Origin of the sequence: Kribbella sp. DT2, from assembly GCF_049844575.1 — a bacterium.
Classification (GTDB): Bacteria; Actinomycetota; Actinomycetes; order Propionibacteriales; family Kribbellaceae; genus Kribbella.
Window position 1 is genome coordinate 1725099 of the sequence record NZ_JBNCLH010000001.1, and the last position, 17975, is coordinate 1743073.

Here is a 17975-nt window from a genome sequence, read left to right on the forward strand (position 1 = left end):
CCACGTCCGGAGTCCGGTAGACTGATAGGGCGGCCTAGTCCCCTTGCCGCACGGTGCCTTGTTTTGACCGTGCATGGGGCAGCCGCTAGTCTTAACGATCGTGCCCGGGTCATCCTGGGCCGTCATGCGTGCCCCTCGTTTCGCGGGTTTGCGCGCGTGGCACGGGACATCTGCCGACAGTCAGAAAGATTACGGCTCCGGTACGCCCGTGCGCACGCGACACACCCGACCGCGGGGGTCAGGCGCGCAGGAACTGACCGGACGACAGAAAGAGACCTACGCGGTGCCCACCATTCAGCAGCTGGTCCGCAAGGGCCGCCAGGACAAGGTGTCGAAGAACAAGACGCCGGCCCTGAAGGGTTCTCCTCAGCGTCGTGGTGTTTGCACGCGCGTCTACACGACCACCCCGAAGAAGCCGAACTCGGCGCTTCGCAAGGTTGCCCGTGTCCGCCTCACCAGCGGCATCGAGGTCACCGCCTACATCCCGGGTGTCGGCCACAACCTGCAGGAGCACTCGATCGTGCTCGTGCGTGGCGGTCGTGTGAAGGACCTTCCCGGTGTCCGGTACAAGATCATCCGCGGTTCGCTCGACACCCAGGGTGTCAAGAACCGCAAGCAGGCTCGCAGCCGGTACGGCGCGAAGAAGGAGAAGAGCTAATGCCGCGCAAGGGTCCCGCCCCGAAGCGGCCGGTCATCATCGACCCGGTCTACGGTTCGCCGCTGGTCACCCAGTTGATCTCCAAGATCCTGGTGGACGGCAAGAAGCAGATCGCGCAGAGCATCGTCTACACGGCGCTCGAGGGCACCCGGACGAAGACCGGCACCGATCCCGTCATCACGCTGAAGCGCGCGCTGGACAACGTGAAGCCCAGCATCGAGGTGAAGAGCCGCCGTGTCGGTGGTGCCACCTACCAGGTGCCGATCGAGGTCAAGCCCAACCGCTCGACCACGCTCGCCCTGCGCTGGCTCACCTCGTACTCCCGCGCGCGTCGCGAGAAGACGATGGGCGAGCGCCTGATGAACGAGATCCTGGACGCCTCCAACGGTCTCGGAGCATCGGTGAAGCGCCGCGAGGACACGCACAAGATGGCCGAAGCCAACAAGGCTTTCGCCCACTACCGCTGGTGACGCGGGGCCCGCACCGGGCCCCAGCTCACTTTCTTTGACGCACTACAGAAGCGAGAGGTAGACCACCGAGGTGGCCGTACAAATCACCACCGACCTGAGCATGGTGCGCAACATCGGCATCATGGCCCACATCGACGCCGGCAAGACGACGACGACCGAGCGGATTCTCTTCTACACCGGTATCACTTACAAGATCGGTGAGGTCCACGACGGCGCCGCCACGATGGACTGGATGGAGCAGGAGCAGGAGCGCGGCATCACCATCACGTCCGCCGCGACGACCTGCACCTGGAAAGACCACACCATCAACATCATCGACACCCCCGGGCACGTCGACTTCACCGTCGAGGTGGAGCGCTCGCTGCGCGTCCTCGACGGTGCCGTCGCGGTGTTCGACGGAGTCGCCGGTGTCGAGCCGCAGTCCGAGACCGTGTGGCGTCAGGCGGACCGGTACGGCGTACCGCGGATCTGCTTCGTCAACAAGCTGGACCGAACCGGCGCGGAGTTCATGCGCTGCGTCGACATGATCGTCGACCGGCTGGCCGCCGTGCCGCTGGTGCTGCAGCTGCCGATCGGTGCCGAGGCCGACTTCATCGGCGTCGTCGACCTGGTCGGGATGCGGGCGCTGACCTGGCGCGGTGAGACCACGATGGGTGAGGACTACACCGTCGAGGAGATCCCCGCCACGCACACCGAGCAGGCCGCGCTGTGGCGCGACAAGCTGATCGAGACGCTGGCCGAGGCCGACGACGAGATCATGGAGCAGTACCTGGAGGGCGAGGAGCCCACCCAGGAGCAGCTCGTCGCGGGCATCCGGCGGGCGACCATCGCCAGCAAGCTGACCCCGGTGCTGACCGGTACGGCGTTCAAGAACAAGGGCGTGCAGCCCCTGCTCGACGCCATCAACGCCTACCTGCCGAGCCCGCTCGACGTGCCCGACATCGAGGGCCACGACGTCAAGGACGAGTCGGTCGTCGTGAGCCGCAAGCCGGCCGACGCCGAGCCGTTCTCGGCGCTGGCGTACAAGATCGCGGCCGACCCGCACCTGGGCAAGCTGACCTTCATCCGGGTGTACTCGGGCAAGCTTGAGACCGGCACCCAGGTCCTGAACCCCACCAAGGGGCGCAAGGAGCGGATCGGCAAGATCTACCGGATGCACGCGAACAAGCGTGAGGAGATCGCGTCGGTCGGCGCCGGCCACATCGTCGCCGTGATGGGTCTGAAGGACACCACCACCGGTGAGACGCTGTGCGACCCGGCCAAGCCGATCATCCTGGAGTCGATGCAGTTCCCGGCCCCGGTGATCTCGGTCGCCATCGAGCCCAAGTCGAAGGCCGACCAGGAGAAGCTCGGCGTCGCGATCCAGCGCCTGGCCGACGAGGACCCGACCTTCCAGGTCCGGACCGACGAGGACACCGGCCAGACGATCATCGCCGGTATGGGCGAGCTCCACCTGGAGATCCTGGTCGACCGGATGAAGCGTGAGTTCCGCGTCGAGGCCAACGTCGGCAAGCCGCAGGTCGCCTACCGCGAGACCATCAAGAAGAAGGTCGAGAAGGTCGACTACACGCACAAGAAGCAGACCGGTGGTTCGGGTCAGTTCGCGCGTGTGATCATCAACATCGAGCCGACTTCCGTCGAGGCCGGAGGTGAGGGCGGGTACGAGTTCGTCAACGCCGTCAGCGGTGGCCGGATCCCGCGGGAGTACATCCCGTCGGTGGACGAGGGCGCGCAGGAAGCGATGGAGTTCGGCGTACTGGCCGGCTACCCGATGGTCGACATCAAGGTGACGCTGACCGATGGTGCCTACCACGACGTCGACTCCTCCGAGCTCGCCTTCAAGATCGCCGGTTCGATGGCCTTCAAGGACGCCGCCCGGCGGGCGACCCCGATCATCCTCGAGCCGATGTTCTCGGTCGAGGTCATCACCCCTGAGGACTACATGGGTGAAGTGATCGGTGACCTCAACTCACGCCGCGGCCAGATCCAGTCGATGGACGAGGGCCCCGGTGGCAGCCGGGCTATCAAAGCAACGGTGCCGTTGTCCGAGATGTTCGGGTATGTCGGTGACCTGCGGTCGAAGACCCAGGGTCGCGCGTCGTACTCGATGCAGTTCGATTCCTACGCCGAGGTTCCGAAGAACGTGGCGGAAGAGATCATCAAGAAGGCCCGCGGCGAGTAATCTCGCCCCGGACCAACCAACCCACAGCGCGTCGGCGTACGGCGTAAGTCAACATTTTCCAGGAGGGCCCCAGTGGCTAAGGCGAAGTTCGAGCGGACTAAGCCGCACGTCAACATCGGCACCATCGGTCACATCGACCACGGTAAGACCACTCTTACCGCGGCGATCACCAAGGTGCTGCACGACAAGTACCCGACTCTGAACGAGGCCTCGGCCTTCGATCAGATCGACAAGGCGCCGGAAGAGCGCCAGCGCGGTATCACCATCTCGATCGCGCACGTCGAGTACCAGACCGAGGCCCGGCACTACGCCCACGTCGACTGCCCGGGACACGCGGACTACATCAAGAACATGATCACCGGTGCGGCCCAGATGGACGGTGCGATCCTGGTCGTCGCCGCCACCGACGGCCCGATGCCCCAGACGCGTGAGCACGTGCTGCTCGCCCGTCAGGTCGGCGTGCCGGCGATGGTCGTCGCCCTGAACAAGTGCGACATGGTCGACGACGAGGAGATCCTGGAGCTCGTCGAGCTCGAGGTCCGCGAGCTGCTCTCGGACCAGGAGTTCGACGGCGACAACGCGCCGATCGTCCGCGTCGCCGCTCACCCGGCGCTGCAGGGCGACGCCAAGTGGGGCGAGTCGATCCTCGAGCTGATGGCCGCGGTCGACGAGTACATCCCGCAGCCGGAGCGCGAGATCGACAAGCCGTTCCTGATGCCGGTGGAGGATGTCTTCACCATCACGGGTCGCGGCACGGTCATCACCGGCCGGATCGAGCGCGGCGTGGTCAAGGTCAACGAGACCGTCGACCTGATCGGCATCCGCGAGGCCAAGCAGACCACCACGGTCACCGGCATCGAGATGTTCCGCAAGCTGCTCGACGAGGGCCAGGCCGGTGAGAACGTCGGTCTGCTGCTGCGTGGCACCAAGCGCGAGGACGTCGAGCGCGGCATGGTCGTGATCAAGCCGGGCACGACCACCCCGCACACCAACTTCGACGCGTCGGTCTACATCCTGTCGAAGGAGGAGGGCGGCCGTCACACGCCGTTCTTCCAGAACTACCGCCCGCAGTTCTACTTCCGCACCACGGACGTCACCGGCGTCGTCACGCTGCCCGAGGGCACCGAGATGGTCATGCCGGGCGACAACACCGACATGTCGGTCGAGCTGATTCAGCCGATCGCCATGGAAGAGGGCCTGAAGTTCGCGATCCGGGAAGGTGGCCGTACCGTCGGCGCCGGCCGGGTCACCAAGATCATCAAGTGATCTCACGAGGTCCGCGAGGGCTCGCACGCTGAGCCCCGCGGACCTCTGCTTTGTGCCTGATCCGGCACTCAGGTGGTGTCGGATCCAGGCATGAGGCCACTCGATTGGCATTCCGGTGCCGATCTCTGGCACACTATTCAGGTTGCTCAGGCGAGGCCGCCGGGGCGCGCCCCAGACCGTATTCAGGGTCTGGCAGGTCGCGCCGGACCGGAGACCATGCCGAGGTTCGGTCCGAGACCGAATCCCGATCTCCATCGCTGGATGGAACCATCAGGGGTCGAAGAGTTGTGACTGGTGCACGTATGTGCCCGGTACGCGACACACCCGACCTCGGGGGTCGGAGCAACGCAACGAAGACGATAGAGAAGGACGAAGCGAAGCGATGGCGGGACAAAAGATCCGCATCCGGCTGAAGGCCTACGACCACGAGGTCATCGACAGCTCGGCACGCAAGATTGTCGACACGGTGACGCGTACTGGTGCGAAGGTTGCTGGCCCGGTGCCGTTGCCGACGGAAAAGAACGTGTTCTGCGTCATCCGCTCGCCGCACAAGTACAAGGACAGCCGCGAGCACTTCGAGATGCGCACCCACAAGCGGCTCATCGACATCATCGACCCCACGCCGAAGACCGTCGACTCGCTGATGCGGCTCGACCTCCCGGCCGGTGTCGACATCGAGATCAAGCTCTGAGGGAACGCTGACCTATGAGCAAGCAGAAGAACACGCGAGGGCTGCTGGGCACCAAGCTCGGCATGACCCAGACCTGGGACGAGAACAACCGAGTCGTCCCCGTCACCGTGATCCAGGCCGGTCCGTGCGTGGTGACCGAGGTTCGCACCTCGTCCACCCACGGCTACGACGGCCTGCAGATCGCGTTCGGCGACATCGACCCGCGCAAGGTGACCAAGCCCCTGCGCGGCCACTTCGACAAGGCCGGTGTGACCCCGCGCCGGCACCTGCTGGAGCTGCGCACCGCTGACGCCAGCGAGTACACGCTGGGCCAGGAGATCAACGCCGAGGCCTTCGAGGCCGGCGAGATCGTCGACGTCTCCGCCACCAGCAAGGGCAAGGGCTTCGCCGGTGTCATGAAGCGGCACGGCTTCCACGGCCTGCGCGCCACGCACGGTGTGCACAAGAAGCACCGTTCGCCGGGCTCCATCGGTGGCTGCGCCACCCCGGGGCGGGTTTTCAAGGGCATGAAGATGTCCGGCCGGATGGGCCACGAGCAGGTGACCACGCAGAACGTCAAGGTGCACGCCATCGACGTCGAGCGCGGACTCATCCTGATCAAGGGCGCCGTCCCCGGTCCCAAGGGCGGCCTCGTGCTGATCCGCAACGCCGCGAAGGGAGCGAGCAAGTGAGCACCGTCGACGTAGTCGTCGTCAAGGGCGACAAGGTCAGTAAGAAGGGCTCTGCCGAGCTCCCCGCCGAGCTGTTCGACGTTCAGGTGAACATCCCGCTGATCCACCAGGTCGTGGTGGCCCAGCTGGCCGCCGCACGCCAGGGCACCCACAAGGTGAAGACCCGGGCCGAGGTCTCCGGTGGTGGCGCCAAGCCGTACCGCCAGAAGGGCACCGGCCGCGCCCGCCAGGGTTCGACCCGGGCGCCGCAGTTCACCGGTGGTGGCGTCGTCCACGGCCCGACCCCGCGCGACTACAGCCAGCGGACCCCGAAGAAGATGATCGCCGCCGCTCTGCGCGGTGCGCTCTCGGACCGGGCCCGTGACGGCCGCGTCTTCGTGGTCGAGCAGTTCGTCGACGGCGACGCGCCGTCGACCAAGTCGGCGCTGAAGGTGCTGGCCGAGGTCACCGAGCACGCGAAGTTGCTGGTCGTTGTCGACCGCAACGACGAGCTGACCTGGCTGAGCCTGCGCAACGTGCCGACCGTGCACCTGATCGCCGCCGACCAGCTGAACGCGTACGACGTGCTCTGCAGCGACGCGGTGATCTACACCAAGGCCGCGCTCGACTCCTTCGTCGCCGGCGCGCCCAAGGGCAAGTCCGTCAAGGCTGTCGCGACGTCGACCGAAGCCGAGCAGGAGGTAGAAGCATGAGCCACGGAGTCAACAAGGACCCGCGGGACGTGCTGCTGCGGCCGGTCGTGAGCGAGAAGAGCTACGGCCTGCTGGACGAGCAGAAGTACACGTTCGAGGTCGCCCCGGACGCCAACAAGACCGAGATCAAGCTCGCGGTCGAGAAGGTGTTCAAGGTCCGCGTGACCAGCGTCAACACACTGAACCGCAAGGGCAAGCGCCGCCGCACCCGTGCCGGTTGGGGCAAGCGCCCGGACATCAAGCGAGCGATCGTCAGCCTGTCCGGCGACGACCGCATCGACATCTTCGGAGGCCAGTCGTAATGGGTATCCGCAAATACAAGCCGACAACGCCGGGCCGTCGTGGCTCCAGCGTGGCCGACTTCGTCGAGCTCACCCGTTCGACCCCTGAGAAGTCCCTGCTCCGCCCGCTGCCGAAGAAGGGTGGCCGGAACAGCTCCGGCAAGATCACCACTCGGCACCACGGTGGCGGTCACAAGCGGGCGTACCGCCTGATCGACTTCAAGCGGTACGACAAGGACGGCGTCCCGGCGAAGGTGGCCGAGATCGAGTACGACCCGAACCGCACCGCGCGGATCGCACTGCTGCACTACGTCGACGGCGAGAAGCGCTACATCCTCGCCCCGTCGAACCTGAAGCAGGGCACGATCGTCGAGAACGGTCCGGCCGCCGACATCAAGGTGGGCAACAACCTGCCGCTCCGCAACATCCCGGTCGGCTCCACGGTGCACGCCGTCGAGCTGCGTCCGGGTGGCGGCGCCAAGATGGCCCGCTCCGCCGGCGCCAGCGTTCAGCTGGTCGCCAAGGAGGGTCGGATGGCCACCCTGCGGATGCCGTCCGGCGAGGTCCGGATGGTCGACGTGCGCTGCCGCGCCACCCTCGGTGAGGTGGGCAACGGCGAGCAGTCGAACATCAACTGGGGCAAGGCGGGCCGGATGCGCTGGAAGGGCAAGCGCCCGACCGTCCGCGGTGTCGCGATGAACCCGGTCGACCACCCGCACGGTGGTGGTGAGGGCAAGACCTCGGGTGGACGCCACCCGGTGTCCCCGTGGGGTCAGCCTGAGGGCCGTACCCGCACCCGCAAGGAAAGCGACCGCATGATCGTCCGGCGCCGCAAGGCCGGCAAGAAGCGCTGATAGGGAGCCGGACAGAGATGCCACGCAGCCTCAAGAAAGGCCCGTTCGTCGACCACCACCTGCTCAAGAAGGTGGAGGTGCAGAACGAAAAGGGCACCAAGAACGTGATCAAGACCTGGTCTCGCCGGTCGATGATCATTCCCGACATGATCGGCCACACGCTCGCGGTGCACGACGGCCGCAAGCACGTGCCGGTGTTCGTGACTGACGCGATGGTCGGGCACAAGCTCGGCGAGTTCGCCCCGACCCGCACGTTCAAGGGTCACGAGAAGGACGACCGGAAGTCACGGCGTCGCTGACCTCTGGTCAGTTGACGACGCGCAAGCTACCTACGGAGAGATTCGAACATCATGAGCGTTCAAGAGCGTAGGGCCGTCAGTGCCCGCCGCGAGAGCCTGCTGGGCGACGAGCCCGGGGCCTTCGCGGTCGCGCGCTTCGTCCGCGTGACGCCGATGAAGGCGCGTCGCGTGCTGGACCTGGTGCGTGGGATGGGTATCGACAACGCCCTCGCCACTCTGAAGTTCGCCCCGCAGGCCGCTGCCGCGACCGTGTACAAGGTCGTCGACAGCGCCGCGGCGAACGCCGAGGGCACCGAACACCTGAGCCGCGCCGACCTGGTCGTGGTGAAGGCCTTCGTGGATGAGGGGCCGACGCTGAAGCGTCACCGCCCGCGTGCACAGGGCCGCGCCACCCGGATCGACAAGCGGACCAGCCACATCACCGTGGTCGTCGGCCCCCGGGCCGAGGAAGAGACCGCCAAGCCGGCGGCCGACGCCAAGAAGGCCGATGGCAAGAAGGCCGCTGAGAAGAAGGGCAGGACCCGCTAGTGGGCCAGAAGGTAAACCCGCACGGGTTCCGCCTCGGTATCAGCACGGACCACAAGAGCCGCTGGTACGCCGAGAAGCTGTACGCGGACTACGTGGGCGAGGACGTCAAGATCCGTCGTCTGCTGAGCAAGGGCATGGAGCGCGCCGGCATCTCCCGTGTGGAGATCGAGCGCACCCGTGACCGCGTTCGGGTCGACATCCACACCGCTCGTCCGGGCATCGTCATCGGTCGCCGCGGCGCCGAGGCGGACCGGATCCGGGGCAGCCTCGAGGAGCTCACCGGCAAGCAGGTGCAGCTGAACATCCTCGAGGTCAAGAACGCCGAGGTCGACGCGCAGCTGGTCGCCCAGGGCGTGGCCGAGCAGCTGTCCGGCCGCGTGGCGTTCCGCCGCGCGATGCGCAAGGCGATGCAGACCACCATGCGTGGCGGCGCCCTGGGCATCCGGATCCAGTGCTCCGGCCGGCTCGGTGGCGCCGAGATGTCGCGGTCGGAGTTCTACCGCGAAGGCCGCGTCCCGCTGCACACGCTGCGCGCGGACGTCGACTACGGCTTCTACGAGGCCCGCACGACCTTCGGCCGGATCGGCGTGAAGGTCTGGATCTACAAGGGTGACGTGTCCGGCTCCCGCGCCGAGCGCGAGGCGCAGGCCGCGGCCCGTGCTGCCAACCAGCAGCGCCGTCCGGCCCGTCGCGACGACCGTGGTGGTCGTGGTGGCGAGCGCGGTGGCGGCGGTGGCGGTGGCCGTCGGGACGACCGTCGTGATGGCGGCAGCGCCCGCACCGAGGCCCCGAAGGCGGGGGCCACCACTGCTCCGGCCGCGGACAAGCCGGCCGAGACGACCGGAACGGAGAGCTGAACAATGCTCATCCCCCGTAAGGTCAAGCACCGCAAGCAGCACCACCCGAAGCGCTCCGGCGCTGCCAAGGGTGGTACCACGCTGGCCTTCGGTGACTTCGGCATCCAGGCGCTCGAGAGCCACTACGTCACCAACCGGCAGATCGAGTCGGCGCGTATCGCGATGACCCGGCACATCAAGCGTGGCGGAAAGGTCTGGATCAACATCTACCCGGACCGCCCGCTGACCAAGAAGCCTGCCGAGACCCGGATGGGTTCCGGTAAGGGTTCGCCGGAGTGGTGGATCGCCAACGTCAAGTCGGGCCGCGTGATGTTCGAGCTGTCCGGTGTCGACGAGCAGACCGCTCGCGAGGCGATGCGCCGCGCGATTCACAAGTTGCCGATGAAGTGCAAATTCATCACCCGAGAGGCAGGTGAGAACTGATGGCTACCCTGACCGCCGCCGAGCTGCGGAACCTGGGCAAGGACGAGCTGCTGAGCAAGCTCGGCGAAGCCAAGGAGGAGCTGTTCAACCTCCGGTTCCAGGCTGCCACGGGTCAGCTGGAGTCCCACGGCCGGCTGCGCGCCGTCCGTAAGGACATCGCCCGCATCTACACGGTGCTGACCGAGCGCGCGCTCGGGATCACCGAAGAGGTGGACGCTCCGGTCGCCGCCACCGACGCCGATACTGAGGCCGACGAGACGGCAGACGACAGCGAGAAGGCTGGGAGCAAGGCATGACCGAGAACACAGCGAAGGACGAGACCGTGAGCACGACCGAGGCGCGAGGCCGCCGCAAGACCCGTGAGGGTCTGGTGCTGAGCGACAAGATGGACAAGACCGTCACCGTCGAGGTCGAGGACCGGGTCAAGCACAAGCTGTACGGCAAGGTCATTCGCCGCACCAGCAAGCTCAAGGCGCACGACGAGCAGAACGCCGCCGGCATCGGCGACCGCGTTCTCCTGATGGAGACCCGGCCGCTGTCGGCCACCAAGCGGTGGCGCATCGTCGAGATCCTCGAGAAGGCCAAGTAATCAAGGCCTCGAGGTCACGGCAACGCCCAGCTGTACCCAATCGAAATTATTCGTTCCGCAAGGCTCACGTGAGTGAGAACCAGCGAGACAACCAGGAGATCAACAGATGATCCAGCAGGAGTCGCGACTGAAGGTCGCCGACAACACGGGTGCGAAGGAAATTCTTTGCATCCGCGTTCTCGGTGGCTCCGGTCGGCGCTACGCCGGTGTCGGGGACACGATCGTCGCCACCGTCAAGGACGCGATCCCGGGTGGTGGCGTGAAGAAGGGTGACGTCGTCAAGGCTGTCATCGTGCGGACCGTGAAGGAGCGCCGTCGTCCGGACGGCTCCTACATCCGCTTCGACGAGAACGCCGCCGTCATCCTCAAGGCCGATGGTGAGCCGCGTGGGACCCGCATCTTCGGGCCGGTCGGCCGGGAGCTGCGCGAGAAGCGCTTCATGAAGATCATCTCGCTCGCTCCGGAGGTGCTCTGACATGGCAGACAAGACCGCAGGCAAGGCGCAGCGCAAGCTGCACGTGAAGAAGGGTGACCTCGTCCGCGTGGTCACCGGCAAGTCCAAGGGACTCGAGGGCAAGATCATCTCGGTCCAGCCCGACGACGAGCTCGTCATCGTCGAAGGCGTGAACCGGGTCAAGAAGCACACCAAGGTGCAGCAGGCCCAGCGCGGCGGCACGACGGGTGGCATCGTCACCCAGGAAGCCCCGATCCACGTCTCCAACGTGATGCTCCTGGTCGAGGTCGACAAGGACGGCAAGAAGCAGAAGGTGACCACCCGCGTCGGGTACAACCGCGTCGAGGTGCAGAAGCGGCGCCCGGACGGTTCGACGTACACCGGTTTCCGGAGCGTCCGGATCGCTCGGCGTACCGGCGAGGAGATCTGATGACCACCGCAGTGACCGAGGCGAAGGTTCAGCCCCGGATGAAGACCAAGTACCGCGAAGAGATCGTCGGCAAGCTGCAGGAGCAGTTCCAGTTCGACAACGTCATGCAGGTGCCCGGACTCACCAAGATCGTGGTGAACATGGGTGTCGGCGAGGCGGCTCGCGACTCCAAGCTGATCGACGGCGCGATCAAGGATCTGGCCGCGATCACCGGCCAGAAGCCGCAGGTCACCAAGGCCCGCAAGTCGATCGCGCAGTTCAAGCTGCGCGAGGGCATGCCGATCGGCGCCCACGTGACGCTGCGCGGCGACCGGATGTGGGAGTTCCTGGACCGGCTGCTGGCGCTCGCGCTGCCCCGGATCCGCGACTTCCGCGGCCTGTCCCCGAAGCAGTTCGACGGCAACGGGAACTACACCTTCGGTCTGACCGAGCAGGTCATGTTCCACGAGATCAACCAGGACCGGATCGACCGGGTCCGGGGCATGGACATCACCGTGGTGACCAGCGCCAAGAACGACGACGAGGGGCGCGCGCTGCTGCGGCAGCTCGGCTTCCCGTTCAAGGAGAACTGACGTGGCGAAGACAGCACTCAAGGTCAAGCAGGCCCGGAAGCCGAAGTTCGCGGTGCGTGGCTACACGCGCTGCCAGCGGTGCGGCCGGCCGAAGGCGGTCTTCCGCAAGTTCGGCCTGTGCCGGATCTGCCTGCGGGAGATGGCGCACCGGGGCGAGCTGCCCGGCGTGACCAAGTCCAGCTGGTGACCGAGCTCTTCAGCACCGAACTTTTCTCCACCCACCATCTAGTCACCGTAGGTCGCCGGCCGGCGAAACCACGGCGGGAAAGAGGCCCCAGGCCATGACGATGACCGACCCGATCGCAGACATGCTGACGCGTCTGCGCAACGCCAATCAGGCGTACCACGAGTCGACCTCGATGCCGTACAGCAAGATCAAGCAGGGCATCGCCGACATCCTGCAGCAGGAGGGTTACATCTCCTCCTACCAGGTCGAGGAGCCCAAGGAGGGCGCCGTCGGCAAGACCCTGATCGTCGACCTGAAGTTCGGGCCGAGCCGAGAGCGCTCCATCGCGGGCGTGCGCCGGATCAGCAAGCCGGGACTGCGGGTCTACGCGAAGTCGACCAACCTGCCGAAGGTGCTGGGAGGCCTGGGCGTCGCCATCATCTCGACGTCGCAGGGGCTGCTCACGGACCGGCAGGCCAAGAACAAGGGCGTTGGCGGGGAAGTCCTCGCCTACGTCTGGTGACGAAGAACCGGAAGGAGGACCACATTCATGTCTCGCATCGGTAAGCTCCCGATCTCGGTCCCGTCCGGCGTCGACGTCACGATCGACGGCCAGACGGTCACCGTCAAGGGTCCCAAGGGTCAGCTCTCGCACGTCGTGGCTGAGCCCATCGTGGTCAACCGGGACGAGGACGGCACGATCGCCGTCGCGCGTCCGGACGACCTGCGCAAGAGCAAGGAACTGCACGGCCTGTCCCGCACGCTGCTCGCCAACCTGGTGACCGGCGTGACGGACGGCTACGAGAAGAAGCTCGAGATCGTCGGCGTCGGGTACCGCGTCCTGGCCAAGGGACCGACCCAGCTGGAGTTCTCGCTCGGCTACAGCCACACGATCACGGTGGACGCGCCGGAGGGGATCTCCTTCGTCGTCGAGACGCCGACCAAGTTCTCGGTGCAGGGAATCGACAAGCAGTCCGTCGGTGAGGTCGCCGCGAACATTCGCAAGCTGCGCAAGCCCGAGCCGTACAAGGGCAAGGGTGTGCGGTACGCGGGCGAGGTCGTCCGCCGCAAGGTCGGAAAGGCTGGTAAGTAACGATGGCGATCGGTTTGCGGCACAACAAGCACGCCGCCAAGACGACAGCGTCGCGGCTGCGTCGTCAGATCCGCGTCCGGAAGAAGATCAACGGCACGGCCGACCGGCCGCGCCTGGTGGTCAGCAAGTCCTCGAAGCACCTGTTCGCTCAGGTCATCGACGACGTGGCCGGCGTGACGCTGGTGTCGGCCTCCACGATGGAGTCCGACCTGCGCGGCGCGGAGGCGAACAAGACCGACAAGGCCAAGACGGTGGGCGGCCTGATCGCCGACCGTGCCAAGGCCGCCGGTATCGACTCGGTCGTGTTCGACCGGGCCGGGAACAAGTACCACGGCCGCATCGCGGCACTGGCCGACGCCGCCCGCGAGGGCGGGCTCGGCTTCTGATGACGGCGACAAGGGAAGAAGGTAGTTCGAAATGAGCGGAGGCCAGCAGCGTCGCGGAGGCGGCGCCGGTGGTGAGCGCCGTGGCCGCGACGGTGGTCGCGGTGGGGCAGCTGACAAGACCGCCTACATCGAGCGCGTGGTAGCCATCAACCGTGTCGCCAAGGTCGTGAAGGGTGGTCGTCGCTTCAGCTTCACCGCCCTCGTGGTCGTCGGCGACGGTGAAGGCACCGTCGGTGTGGGATACGGCAAGGCCAAGGAGGTGCCCGCGGCGATCGCCAAGGGCGTCGAGGAGGCCAAGAAGTCGTTCTTCAAGGTCCCGAGGATCCAAGGCACCATCCCGCACCCCGTCCAGGGTGAGAAGGCCGCCGGCGTCGTCATGCTGCGTCCGGCTGCTCCTGGTACCGGAGTGATCGCGGGTGGCTCGGCGCGTGCGGTTCTGGAGTGCGCCGGGATCCACGACATCCTGAGCAAGTCGCTGGGTTCCTCCAACGCGATCAACGTGGTGCACGCCACGGTGGCCGCGCTGCAGGCCCTGGAGACCCCGGAAGCCGTGGCCGCGCGCCGCGGCATGCCGGTCGAGCACGTCGCTCCGGCGGCGCTGCTGAAGGCGCGGGCGGAGGGAATCTCCTGATGGCACGCCTGAAGGTGACCCAGACCCGTTCCGGCATCGGTGGCAAGCAGAACCAGCGCGACACGCTGCGGACCCTGGGCGTCAAGCGGATCGGCGACACCGCCGTCCACGAGGACAAGCCCGAGGTTCGCGGCATGGTGCGCGCGGTTCGCCACCTCATCACCGTCGAAGAGGTTGACTGACATGGCGCTCAAGGTTCATCACCTGCGTCCGGCGCCCGGAGCCAAGTCCACCAAGATCCGCAAGGGTCGTGGTGAGGGCAGCAAGGGCAAGACGGCCGGCCGCGGTACCAAGGGCAGCAAGGCCCGCAACAACATCCCCGAGTGGTTCGAGGGTGGCCAGATGCCGCTGCACATGCGGCTTCCGAAGCTCAAGGGCTTCAAGAGCAGGAACCGAGTGGAGTTCCAGGTCGTTAACCTGGAGAAGCTCGGACAGTTGTTCCCCGAGGGCGGCGAGGTCGGTGTGACCGAGCTCGTCGCGAAGGGCGCGGTCCGAAGTGGTCAGCCGGTGAAGGTGCTGGGTGACGGCGAACTGACCGTGGCACTGCAGGTTTCGGTGAACAAGTTCTCCAAGTCCGCCAAGGAAAAGATCGCGGCGGCCGGGGGCACCACCACCGAGGTGTGAGTGCCAGGGCTCGTACGGCGCCAGCGCTGATATTGTGCGCTGGTCGTCGGACGAGCCCTGGTTCGTCTCTTGCCCAGCTGCTTTGCTAGGCCCTTGCCCTGACCGGGCATCGGATAAATGTGGGAGGACAGGGTGTTAGGCGCCTTTGCCAACGCGTTCAAGACTCCGGACCTGCGCCGGAAGATCTTGTTCGTGCTCTTCATCGTCGTGATCTTCCGAATCGGTTCGGTCGTGCCGGCGCCTGGCGTCAACGTCAAGTCGCTGGACACCTGTTTGCAGCTCTCCCAGCAGGGTGAGAACGCGAACCTCTACAACTTGATCAACCTGTTCTCCGGCGGGGCGTTGCTGCAGCTCGCGATCTTCGCGCTCGGCATCATGCCGTACATCACCGCCAGCATCATCCTGCAGCTGCTCACCGTGGTGATCCCGCGGCTGGAGTCGCTGAAGAAGGAGGGGCAGGCGGGCCAGGGCAAGATCACCCAGTACACCCGGTTCCTGACCGTCGGCCTGGCGATCCTGCAGGCGACCGCGTTCGTCGCGCTCGCCCGGACCCCCGGCCGGCTCTTCAACGGCTGCAACGAGCCGCTGCTGCACAGCGACAAGGCGTTCCCGGTCGTCGTCATGGTCCTGACCATGACCGCCGGTACCGGTGTGGTCATGTGGCTCGGCGAGCTGATCACCGACCGTGGTGTCGGTAACGGTATGTCGATCCTGATCTTCACCCAGATCGTCGCCACCTTCCCGACCCAGCTCTGGGCGATCCGCAAGAGCCACGGCGTCCCGACCTTCCTGGCCGTGCTCGCGGTCGGCCTGGTGATCATGGCCGCGGTCATCTTCATCGAGCAGGCGCAGCGCCGGATCCCGGTCCAGTACGCCAAGCGCATGGTCGGCCGGAAGATGTTCGGCGGCACCTCGACGTACATCCCGCTGAAGGTCAACCAGGCCGGCGTCATCCCGGTGATCTTCGCCTCCAGCCTGCTCTACCTGCCCGTCCTGGTCAGCCAGTTCCGGCAGGACGAGAAGTGGGCGCAGTGGATCCAGGGCAACCTGGTCAAGGGCGACCATCCCATCTACATGGTGACGTACGTCGCGCTTATTATCTTTTTCACGTACTTCTACGTCTCGATTACCTTCAACCCGAAGGAAGTTGCTGACAACATGAAGAAGTACGGCGGCTTCATTCCGGGGATCCGGGCGGGGCGGCCGACCGAGGAGTACCTCTCCTACGTTCTGTCCCGCATCACGCTGCCTGGCGCGCTCTACCTCGCGGTGATCTCGATGATCCCGTTGATCGCGCTGGTGCTCTTGAACGCCAGCCAGAGCTTCCCGTTCGGTGGTACGTCGATCCTGATCATGGTCGGCGTCGGACTGGACACGGTGAAGCAGATCGAGAGTCAGCTGCAGCAGCGTAACTACGAAGGGTTCCTGCGCTGATGAGAATGTTGCTGATGGGTCCGCCCGGGGCGGGCAAGGGCACGCAGGCAAAGGTGCTTGCGGAGCGTCTGAACATCCCGGCAGTCTCCACCGGCGACATCTTCCGGCAGAACGTGAAGGACGAGACCGAGCTGGGTCTCGAGGCGAAGCGGTACATGGACGCGGGCAACTACGTCCCCGACGAGGTCACGAACGCAATGGTGCGGGACCGGTTGTCCGAAGCGGACGCCGGCGCCGGCTTCCTCCTGGACGGATACCCCCGGACGCTGCCGCAGGTCGGCACGCTGGACGACATCCTGGCCGACCACGGCCACAAGCTGGACGCGGTGGTGGCGCTGACCGCCGACGCCGACGTGCTGGTGGACCGGATGCTCAAGCGGGCCAAGATCGACGGCCGGTCGGACGACTCCGAGGAGGTCGTCCGGCACCGCCAGGACGTCTACACCGCCGAGACCAAGCCGCTGCTGCAGGTGTACGCGCAGCGCGGCCTGCTGGTCGAGGTGGACGGCGTCGGCGAGATCGACGAGGTCAGCGAGCGCGTGCTCGCCGCCCTCAAGTCGCTCGGCGAATGAACTCCGGGTCCGCCCGGCGACGCACCGTGTCGCCGGGCGGACCCTTTTGCTGTCCTAGGGTGTGTCTGGCAATTCTCGCCTACTGCGCGGCACTCGGCACGGCACCTCGGAGCACTGGAGCAAAGCCCACGATGGAAAAACATCGAGGGGCTTCACTCCAGCACTCCGAGCTACCGCACCGAGCACCTGCTCGCTACGGCGACAATTGCCAGACACACCCTAGGTGACCCGAGCAGGGCCGCCGTCGAAACGGAGTACGGAGCAGATGATCTTCAAGGACCGCGGGATCGAGATCAAGACCCGCGAGCAGATCCTGGCCATGCGCACGGCGGGCCTGGTGGTCGGCCGCACGCTGGAGCTGCTCCGCGCCGCCGTGAAGCCCGGCATCACCACCGGTGAGCTGGACGCGCTCGCCGAGGACCACATCCGCTCCTCCGGCGCGACACCGTCGTTCCTGGGCTACCACGGCTTCACCGGGTCGATCTGCGCCTCGGTGAATGAGGAGATCGTGCACGGCATCCCCGGCGACCGGGTGCTGGCCGACGGCGACCTGATCTCGATCGACTGCGGCGCGATCGTCGACGGCTGGCACGGCGACGCCGCGATCTCGGTCGGCGTCGGGACTGCGAGCGACGAGCTGCTCGACCTGGCGCGGATCTGCGAGGAGTCGATGTGGCGCGGCTTCGCGGCCGCGAAGCTCGGCGGCCGGCTGACCGACATCTCGGCCGCGGTCGAGGCGCACGTGCGCGCCAACTCGTCGTACGGGATCGTCGAGGACTTCGTCGGGCACGGGATCGGGTCGGCGATGCACCAGCCGCCGAACGTGCCGAACTTCGGCAAGGCGGGCAAGGGGCCCAAACTGGTCGAGGGTCTGGCGCTCGCGGTCGAGCCGATGATCACGCTGGGCAAGCAGGACAACCACACGCTCGAGGACGACTGGACCGTGGTCACCGACGACGGGACCGTCGCCGCGCACACCGAGCACACGTTCACGCTGACCCCGCAGGGCCCGTGGGTGCTGACCGCTCTGGACGGTGGCGAGGCGCAGCTGGCCGAGCTCGGAGTGAAGTTCGGCCCACTGGCCGACTGACCTGCGCGGCCGGGCAGACTTCCGGGCAGCCGTACGACGGACGCGCGGGTCAACCCATCGGG

General features: G+C 66.4%; 28 protein-coding genes. All 28 read left to right on the top strand.

Annotated elements, in window-relative coordinates; all coding sequences use genetic code 11:
- The first annotated feature begins 283 nt into the window (after nt 1–283).
- The 28 genes from rpsL to map all read left to right on the top strand — a co-directional run bounded on the left by rpsL (nt 284) and on the right by map (nt 17913).
- Entirely contained in the window at nt 284–658 is a 375-nt protein-coding gene (rpsL, locus tag ACLQ2O_RS08205) for a 30S ribosomal protein S12 (RefSeq protein WP_012923692.1), read from the top strand.
- Nucleotides 658–1128 carry a 30S ribosomal protein S7 gene (gene rpsG, locus ACLQ2O_RS08210; RefSeq protein WP_184798782.1) on the top strand — a complete coding sequence of 157 codons (471 nt, stop codon included), beginning with the start codon at nt 658–660 and terminating at the stop codon, nt 1126–1128. Before rpsL ends, rpsG begins: the two co-directional genes overlap by 1 nt.
- 100 nt (nt 1129–1228) lie before the next feature.
- Nucleotides 1229–3310 carry an elongation factor G gene (gene fusA, locus ACLQ2O_RS08215; protein WP_425829103.1) on the top strand — a complete coding sequence of 694 codons (2082 nt, stop codon included), beginning with the start codon at nt 1229–1231 and terminating at the stop codon, nt 3308–3310.
- 72 nt (nt 3311–3382) lie between these two features.
- Nucleotides 3383–4576 carry an elongation factor Tu gene (gene tuf, locus ACLQ2O_RS08220; protein ID WP_425828839.1) on the top strand — a complete coding sequence of 398 codons (1194 nt, stop codon included), beginning with the start codon at nt 3383–3385 and terminating at the stop codon, nt 4574–4576.
- Nucleotides 4577–4958: 382 nt separating this feature from the next.
- Complete coding sequence (gene rpsJ / locus ACLQ2O_RS08225) at nt 4959–5267, top strand: 30S ribosomal protein S10 (protein WP_012923688.1); 309 nt, start codon at nt 4959–4961, stop codon at nt 5265–5267.
- A gap of 14 nt (nt 5268–5281) precedes the next feature.
- Nucleotides 5282–5938, top strand: coding sequence for a 50S ribosomal protein L3 (gene rplC, locus ACLQ2O_RS08230; RefSeq protein WP_425828843.1), 657 nt, complete (start codon nt 5282–5284; stop codon nt 5936–5938).
- Nucleotides 5935–6630 carry a 50S ribosomal protein L4 gene (gene rplD / locus ACLQ2O_RS08235; protein WP_425828845.1) on the top strand — a complete coding sequence of 232 codons (696 nt, stop codon included), beginning with the start codon at nt 5935–5937 and terminating at the stop codon, nt 6628–6630. The genes rplC and rplD overlap by 4 nt, the downstream gene beginning before the upstream one ends.
- Nucleotides 6627–6932 carry a 50S ribosomal protein L23 gene (gene rplW / locus ACLQ2O_RS08240; RefSeq protein WP_425828847.1) on the top strand — a complete coding sequence of 102 codons (306 nt, stop codon included), beginning with the start codon at nt 6627–6629 and terminating at the stop codon, nt 6930–6932. Before rplD ends, rplW begins: the two co-directional genes overlap by 4 nt.
- Complete coding sequence (rplB, locus tag ACLQ2O_RS08245; RefSeq protein WP_425828849.1) at nt 6932–7765, top strand: 50S ribosomal protein L2; 834 nt, start codon at nt 6932–6934, stop codon at nt 7763–7765. The genes rplW and rplB overlap by 1 nt, the downstream gene beginning before the upstream one ends.
- A gap of 17 nt (nt 7766–7782) precedes the next feature.
- The gene (gene rpsS / locus ACLQ2O_RS08250; protein ID WP_077019233.1) at nt 7783–8064 is read left to right on the top strand and encodes a 30S ribosomal protein S19; all 282 of its coding nucleotides are present in this window, start codon (nt 7783–7785) and stop codon (nt 8062–8064) included.
- Nucleotides 8065–8115: 51 nt separating this feature from the next.
- A complete protein-coding gene (rplV, locus tag ACLQ2O_RS08255; protein WP_425828851.1) occupies nt 8116–8592 on the top strand; it encodes a 50S ribosomal protein L22 in 477 nt (158 codons plus the stop codon).
- Nucleotides 8592–9449 carry a 30S ribosomal protein S3 gene (rpsC, locus tag ACLQ2O_RS08260; protein ID WP_425828853.1) on the top strand — a complete coding sequence of 286 codons (858 nt, stop codon included), beginning with the start codon at nt 8592–8594 and terminating at the stop codon, nt 9447–9449. Before rplV ends, rpsC begins: the two co-directional genes overlap by 1 nt.
- A 3-nt stretch (nt 9450–9452) precedes the next feature.
- Entirely contained in the window at nt 9453–9872 is a 420-nt protein-coding gene (rplP, locus tag ACLQ2O_RS08265) for a 50S ribosomal protein L16 (RefSeq protein ID WP_344181539.1), read from the top strand.
- The gene (gene rpmC / locus ACLQ2O_RS08270; protein WP_425828856.1) at nt 9872–10168 is read left to right on the top strand and encodes a 50S ribosomal protein L29; all 297 of its coding nucleotides are present in this window, start codon (nt 9872–9874) and stop codon (nt 10166–10168) included. Before rplP ends, rpmC begins: the two co-directional genes overlap by 1 nt.
- Entirely contained in the window at nt 10165–10461 is a 297-nt protein-coding gene (gene rpsQ / locus ACLQ2O_RS08275) for a 30S ribosomal protein S17 (RefSeq protein WP_425828858.1), read from the top strand. Before rpmC ends, rpsQ begins: the two co-directional genes overlap by 4 nt.
- A 106-nt stretch (nt 10462–10567) precedes the next feature.
- Complete coding sequence (gene rplN / locus ACLQ2O_RS08280) at nt 10568–10936, top strand: 50S ribosomal protein L14 (protein ID WP_077019238.1); 369 nt, start codon at nt 10568–10570, stop codon at nt 10934–10936.
- 1 nt (nt 10937) lies between these two features.
- Nucleotides 10938–11345, top strand: a complete 408-nt coding sequence (rplX, locus tag ACLQ2O_RS08285) for a 50S ribosomal protein L24 (protein ID WP_425828860.1) — start codon at nt 10938–10940, stop codon at nt 11343–11345.
- Nucleotides 11345–11917, top strand: coding sequence for a 50S ribosomal protein L5 (gene rplE / locus ACLQ2O_RS08290; RefSeq protein ID WP_425828862.1), 573 nt, complete (start codon nt 11345–11347; stop codon nt 11915–11917). The genes rplX and rplE overlap by 1 nt, the downstream gene beginning before the upstream one ends.
- A 1-nt stretch (nt 11918) precedes the next feature.
- Nucleotides 11919–12104, top strand: a complete 186-nt coding sequence (locus ACLQ2O_RS08295; RefSeq protein WP_012923674.1) for a type Z 30S ribosomal protein S14 — start codon at nt 11919–11921, stop codon at nt 12102–12104.
- Nucleotides 12105–12198: 94 nt separating this feature from the next.
- Entirely contained in the window at nt 12199–12606 is a 408-nt protein-coding gene (gene rpsH, locus ACLQ2O_RS08300; RefSeq protein ID WP_184798754.1) for a 30S ribosomal protein S8, read from the top strand.
- 27 nt (nt 12607–12633) lie between these two features.
- Entirely contained in the window at nt 12634–13176 is a 543-nt protein-coding gene (gene rplF / locus ACLQ2O_RS08305; protein ID WP_425828865.1) for a 50S ribosomal protein L6, read from the top strand.
- Nucleotides 13177–13178: 2 nt separating this feature from the next.
- A complete protein-coding gene (gene rplR / locus ACLQ2O_RS08310; RefSeq protein ID WP_425828867.1) occupies nt 13179–13562 on the top strand; it encodes a 50S ribosomal protein L18 in 384 nt (127 codons plus the stop codon).
- Between the two features lie 31 nt (nt 13563–13593).
- A complete protein-coding gene (gene rpsE / locus ACLQ2O_RS08315; protein WP_425828869.1) occupies nt 13594–14193 on the top strand; it encodes a 30S ribosomal protein S5 in 600 nt (199 codons plus the stop codon).
- The gene (gene rpmD, locus ACLQ2O_RS08320; protein WP_020388092.1) at nt 14193–14375 is read left to right on the top strand and encodes a 50S ribosomal protein L30; all 183 of its coding nucleotides are present in this window, start codon (nt 14193–14195) and stop codon (nt 14373–14375) included. Before rpsE ends, rpmD begins: the two co-directional genes overlap by 1 nt.
- 1 nt (nt 14376) lies before the next feature.
- Nucleotides 14377–14817, top strand: a complete 441-nt coding sequence (gene rplO / locus ACLQ2O_RS08325) for a 50S ribosomal protein L15 (protein ID WP_425828871.1) — start codon at nt 14377–14379, stop codon at nt 14815–14817.
- Nucleotides 14818–14949: 132 nt separating this feature from the next.
- On the top strand, nt 14950–16251 hold the full coding sequence (gene secY, locus ACLQ2O_RS08330) for a preprotein translocase subunit SecY (protein ID WP_425828873.1): 1302 nt from the start codon (nt 14950–14952) through the stop codon (nt 16249–16251).
- Complete coding sequence (locus tag ACLQ2O_RS08335) at nt 16251–16823, top strand: adenylate kinase (protein ID WP_425828875.1); 573 nt, start codon at nt 16251–16253, stop codon at nt 16821–16823. The genes secY and ACLQ2O_RS08335 overlap by 1 nt, the downstream gene beginning before the upstream one ends.
- Nucleotides 16824–17088: 265 nt before the next feature.
- Nucleotides 17089–17913 carry a type I methionyl aminopeptidase gene (map, locus tag ACLQ2O_RS08340; RefSeq protein ID WP_425828877.1) on the top strand — a complete coding sequence of 275 codons (825 nt, stop codon included), beginning with the start codon at nt 17089–17091 and terminating at the stop codon, nt 17911–17913.
- Nucleotides 17914–17975: the final 62 nt, after the last annotated feature.

Excerpts from the sequence above, each read along its gene's own strand:
- rpsH (WP_184798754.1), top strand. The coding sequence starts at position 12,199 with ATGACGATGACCGACCCGATCGCAGACATGCTGACGCGTCTGCGCAAC.
- rplN (WP_077019238.1), top strand. The coding sequence starts at position 10,568 with ATGATCCAGCAGGAGTCGCGACTGAAGGTCGCCGACAACACGGGTGCG.
- rplV (WP_425828851.1), top strand. The coding sequence starts at position 8,116 with ATGAGCGTTCAAGAGCGTAGGGCCGTCAGTGCCCGCCGCGAGAGCCTG.
- rpsE (WP_425828869.1), top strand. The coding sequence starts at position 13,594 with ATGAGCGGAGGCCAGCAGCGTCGCGGAGGCGGCGCCGGTGGTGAGCGC.
- rplW (WP_425828847.1), top strand. The coding sequence starts at position 6,627 with ATGAGCCACGGAGTCAACAAGGACCCGCGGGACGTGCTGCTGCGGCCG.
- rplR (WP_425828867.1), top strand. The coding sequence starts at position 13,179 with ATGGCGATCGGTTTGCGGCACAACAAGCACGCCGCCAAGACGACAGCG.
- rplF (WP_425828865.1), top strand. The coding sequence starts at position 12,634 with ATGTCTCGCATCGGTAAGCTCCCGATCTCGGTCCCGTCCGGCGTCGAC.
- rplP (WP_344181539.1), top strand. The coding sequence starts at position 9,453 with ATGCTCATCCCCCGTAAGGTCAAGCACCGCAAGCAGCACCACCCGAAG.
- rpsG (WP_184798782.1), top strand. The coding sequence starts at position 658 with ATGCCGCGCAAGGGTCCCGCCCCGAAGCGGCCGGTCATCATCGACCCG.
- rpsS (WP_077019233.1), top strand. The coding sequence starts at position 7,783 with ATGCCACGCAGCCTCAAGAAAGGCCCGTTCGTCGACCACCACCTGCTC.
- rpmD (WP_020388092.1), top strand. The coding sequence starts at position 14,193 with ATGGCACGCCTGAAGGTGACCCAGACCCGTTCCGGCATCGGTGGCAAG.
- rplE (WP_425828862.1), top strand. The coding sequence starts at position 11,345 with ATGACCACCGCAGTGACCGAGGCGAAGGTTCAGCCCCGGATGAAGACC.
- ACLQ2O_RS08335 (WP_425828875.1), top strand. The coding sequence starts at position 16,251 with ATGAGAATGTTGCTGATGGGTCCGCCCGGGGCGGGCAAGGGCACGCAG.
- rplC (WP_425828843.1), top strand. The coding sequence starts at position 5,282 with ATGAGCAAGCAGAAGAACACGCGAGGGCTGCTGGGCACCAAGCTCGGC.
- rplB (WP_425828849.1), top strand. The coding sequence starts at position 6,932 with ATGGGTATCCGCAAATACAAGCCGACAACGCCGGGCCGTCGTGGCTCC.
- map (WP_425828877.1), top strand. The coding sequence starts at position 17,089 with ATGATCTTCAAGGACCGCGGGATCGAGATCAAGACCCGCGAGCAGATC.
- fusA (WP_425829103.1), top strand. The coding sequence starts at position 1,229 with ATGGTGCGCAACATCGGCATCATGGCCCACATCGACGCCGGCAAGACG.
- rpsJ (WP_012923688.1), top strand. The coding sequence starts at position 4,959 with ATGGCGGGACAAAAGATCCGCATCCGGCTGAAGGCCTACGACCACGAG.
- rplO (WP_425828871.1), top strand. The coding sequence starts at position 14,377 with ATGGCGCTCAAGGTTCATCACCTGCGTCCGGCGCCCGGAGCCAAGTCC.
- rpmC (WP_425828856.1), top strand. The coding sequence starts at position 9,872 with ATGGCTACCCTGACCGCCGCCGAGCTGCGGAACCTGGGCAAGGACGAG.
- rpsQ (WP_425828858.1), top strand. The coding sequence starts at position 10,165 with ATGACCGAGAACACAGCGAAGGACGAGACCGTGAGCACGACCGAGGCG.
- rplX (WP_425828860.1), top strand. The coding sequence starts at position 10,938 with ATGGCAGACAAGACCGCAGGCAAGGCGCAGCGCAAGCTGCACGTGAAG.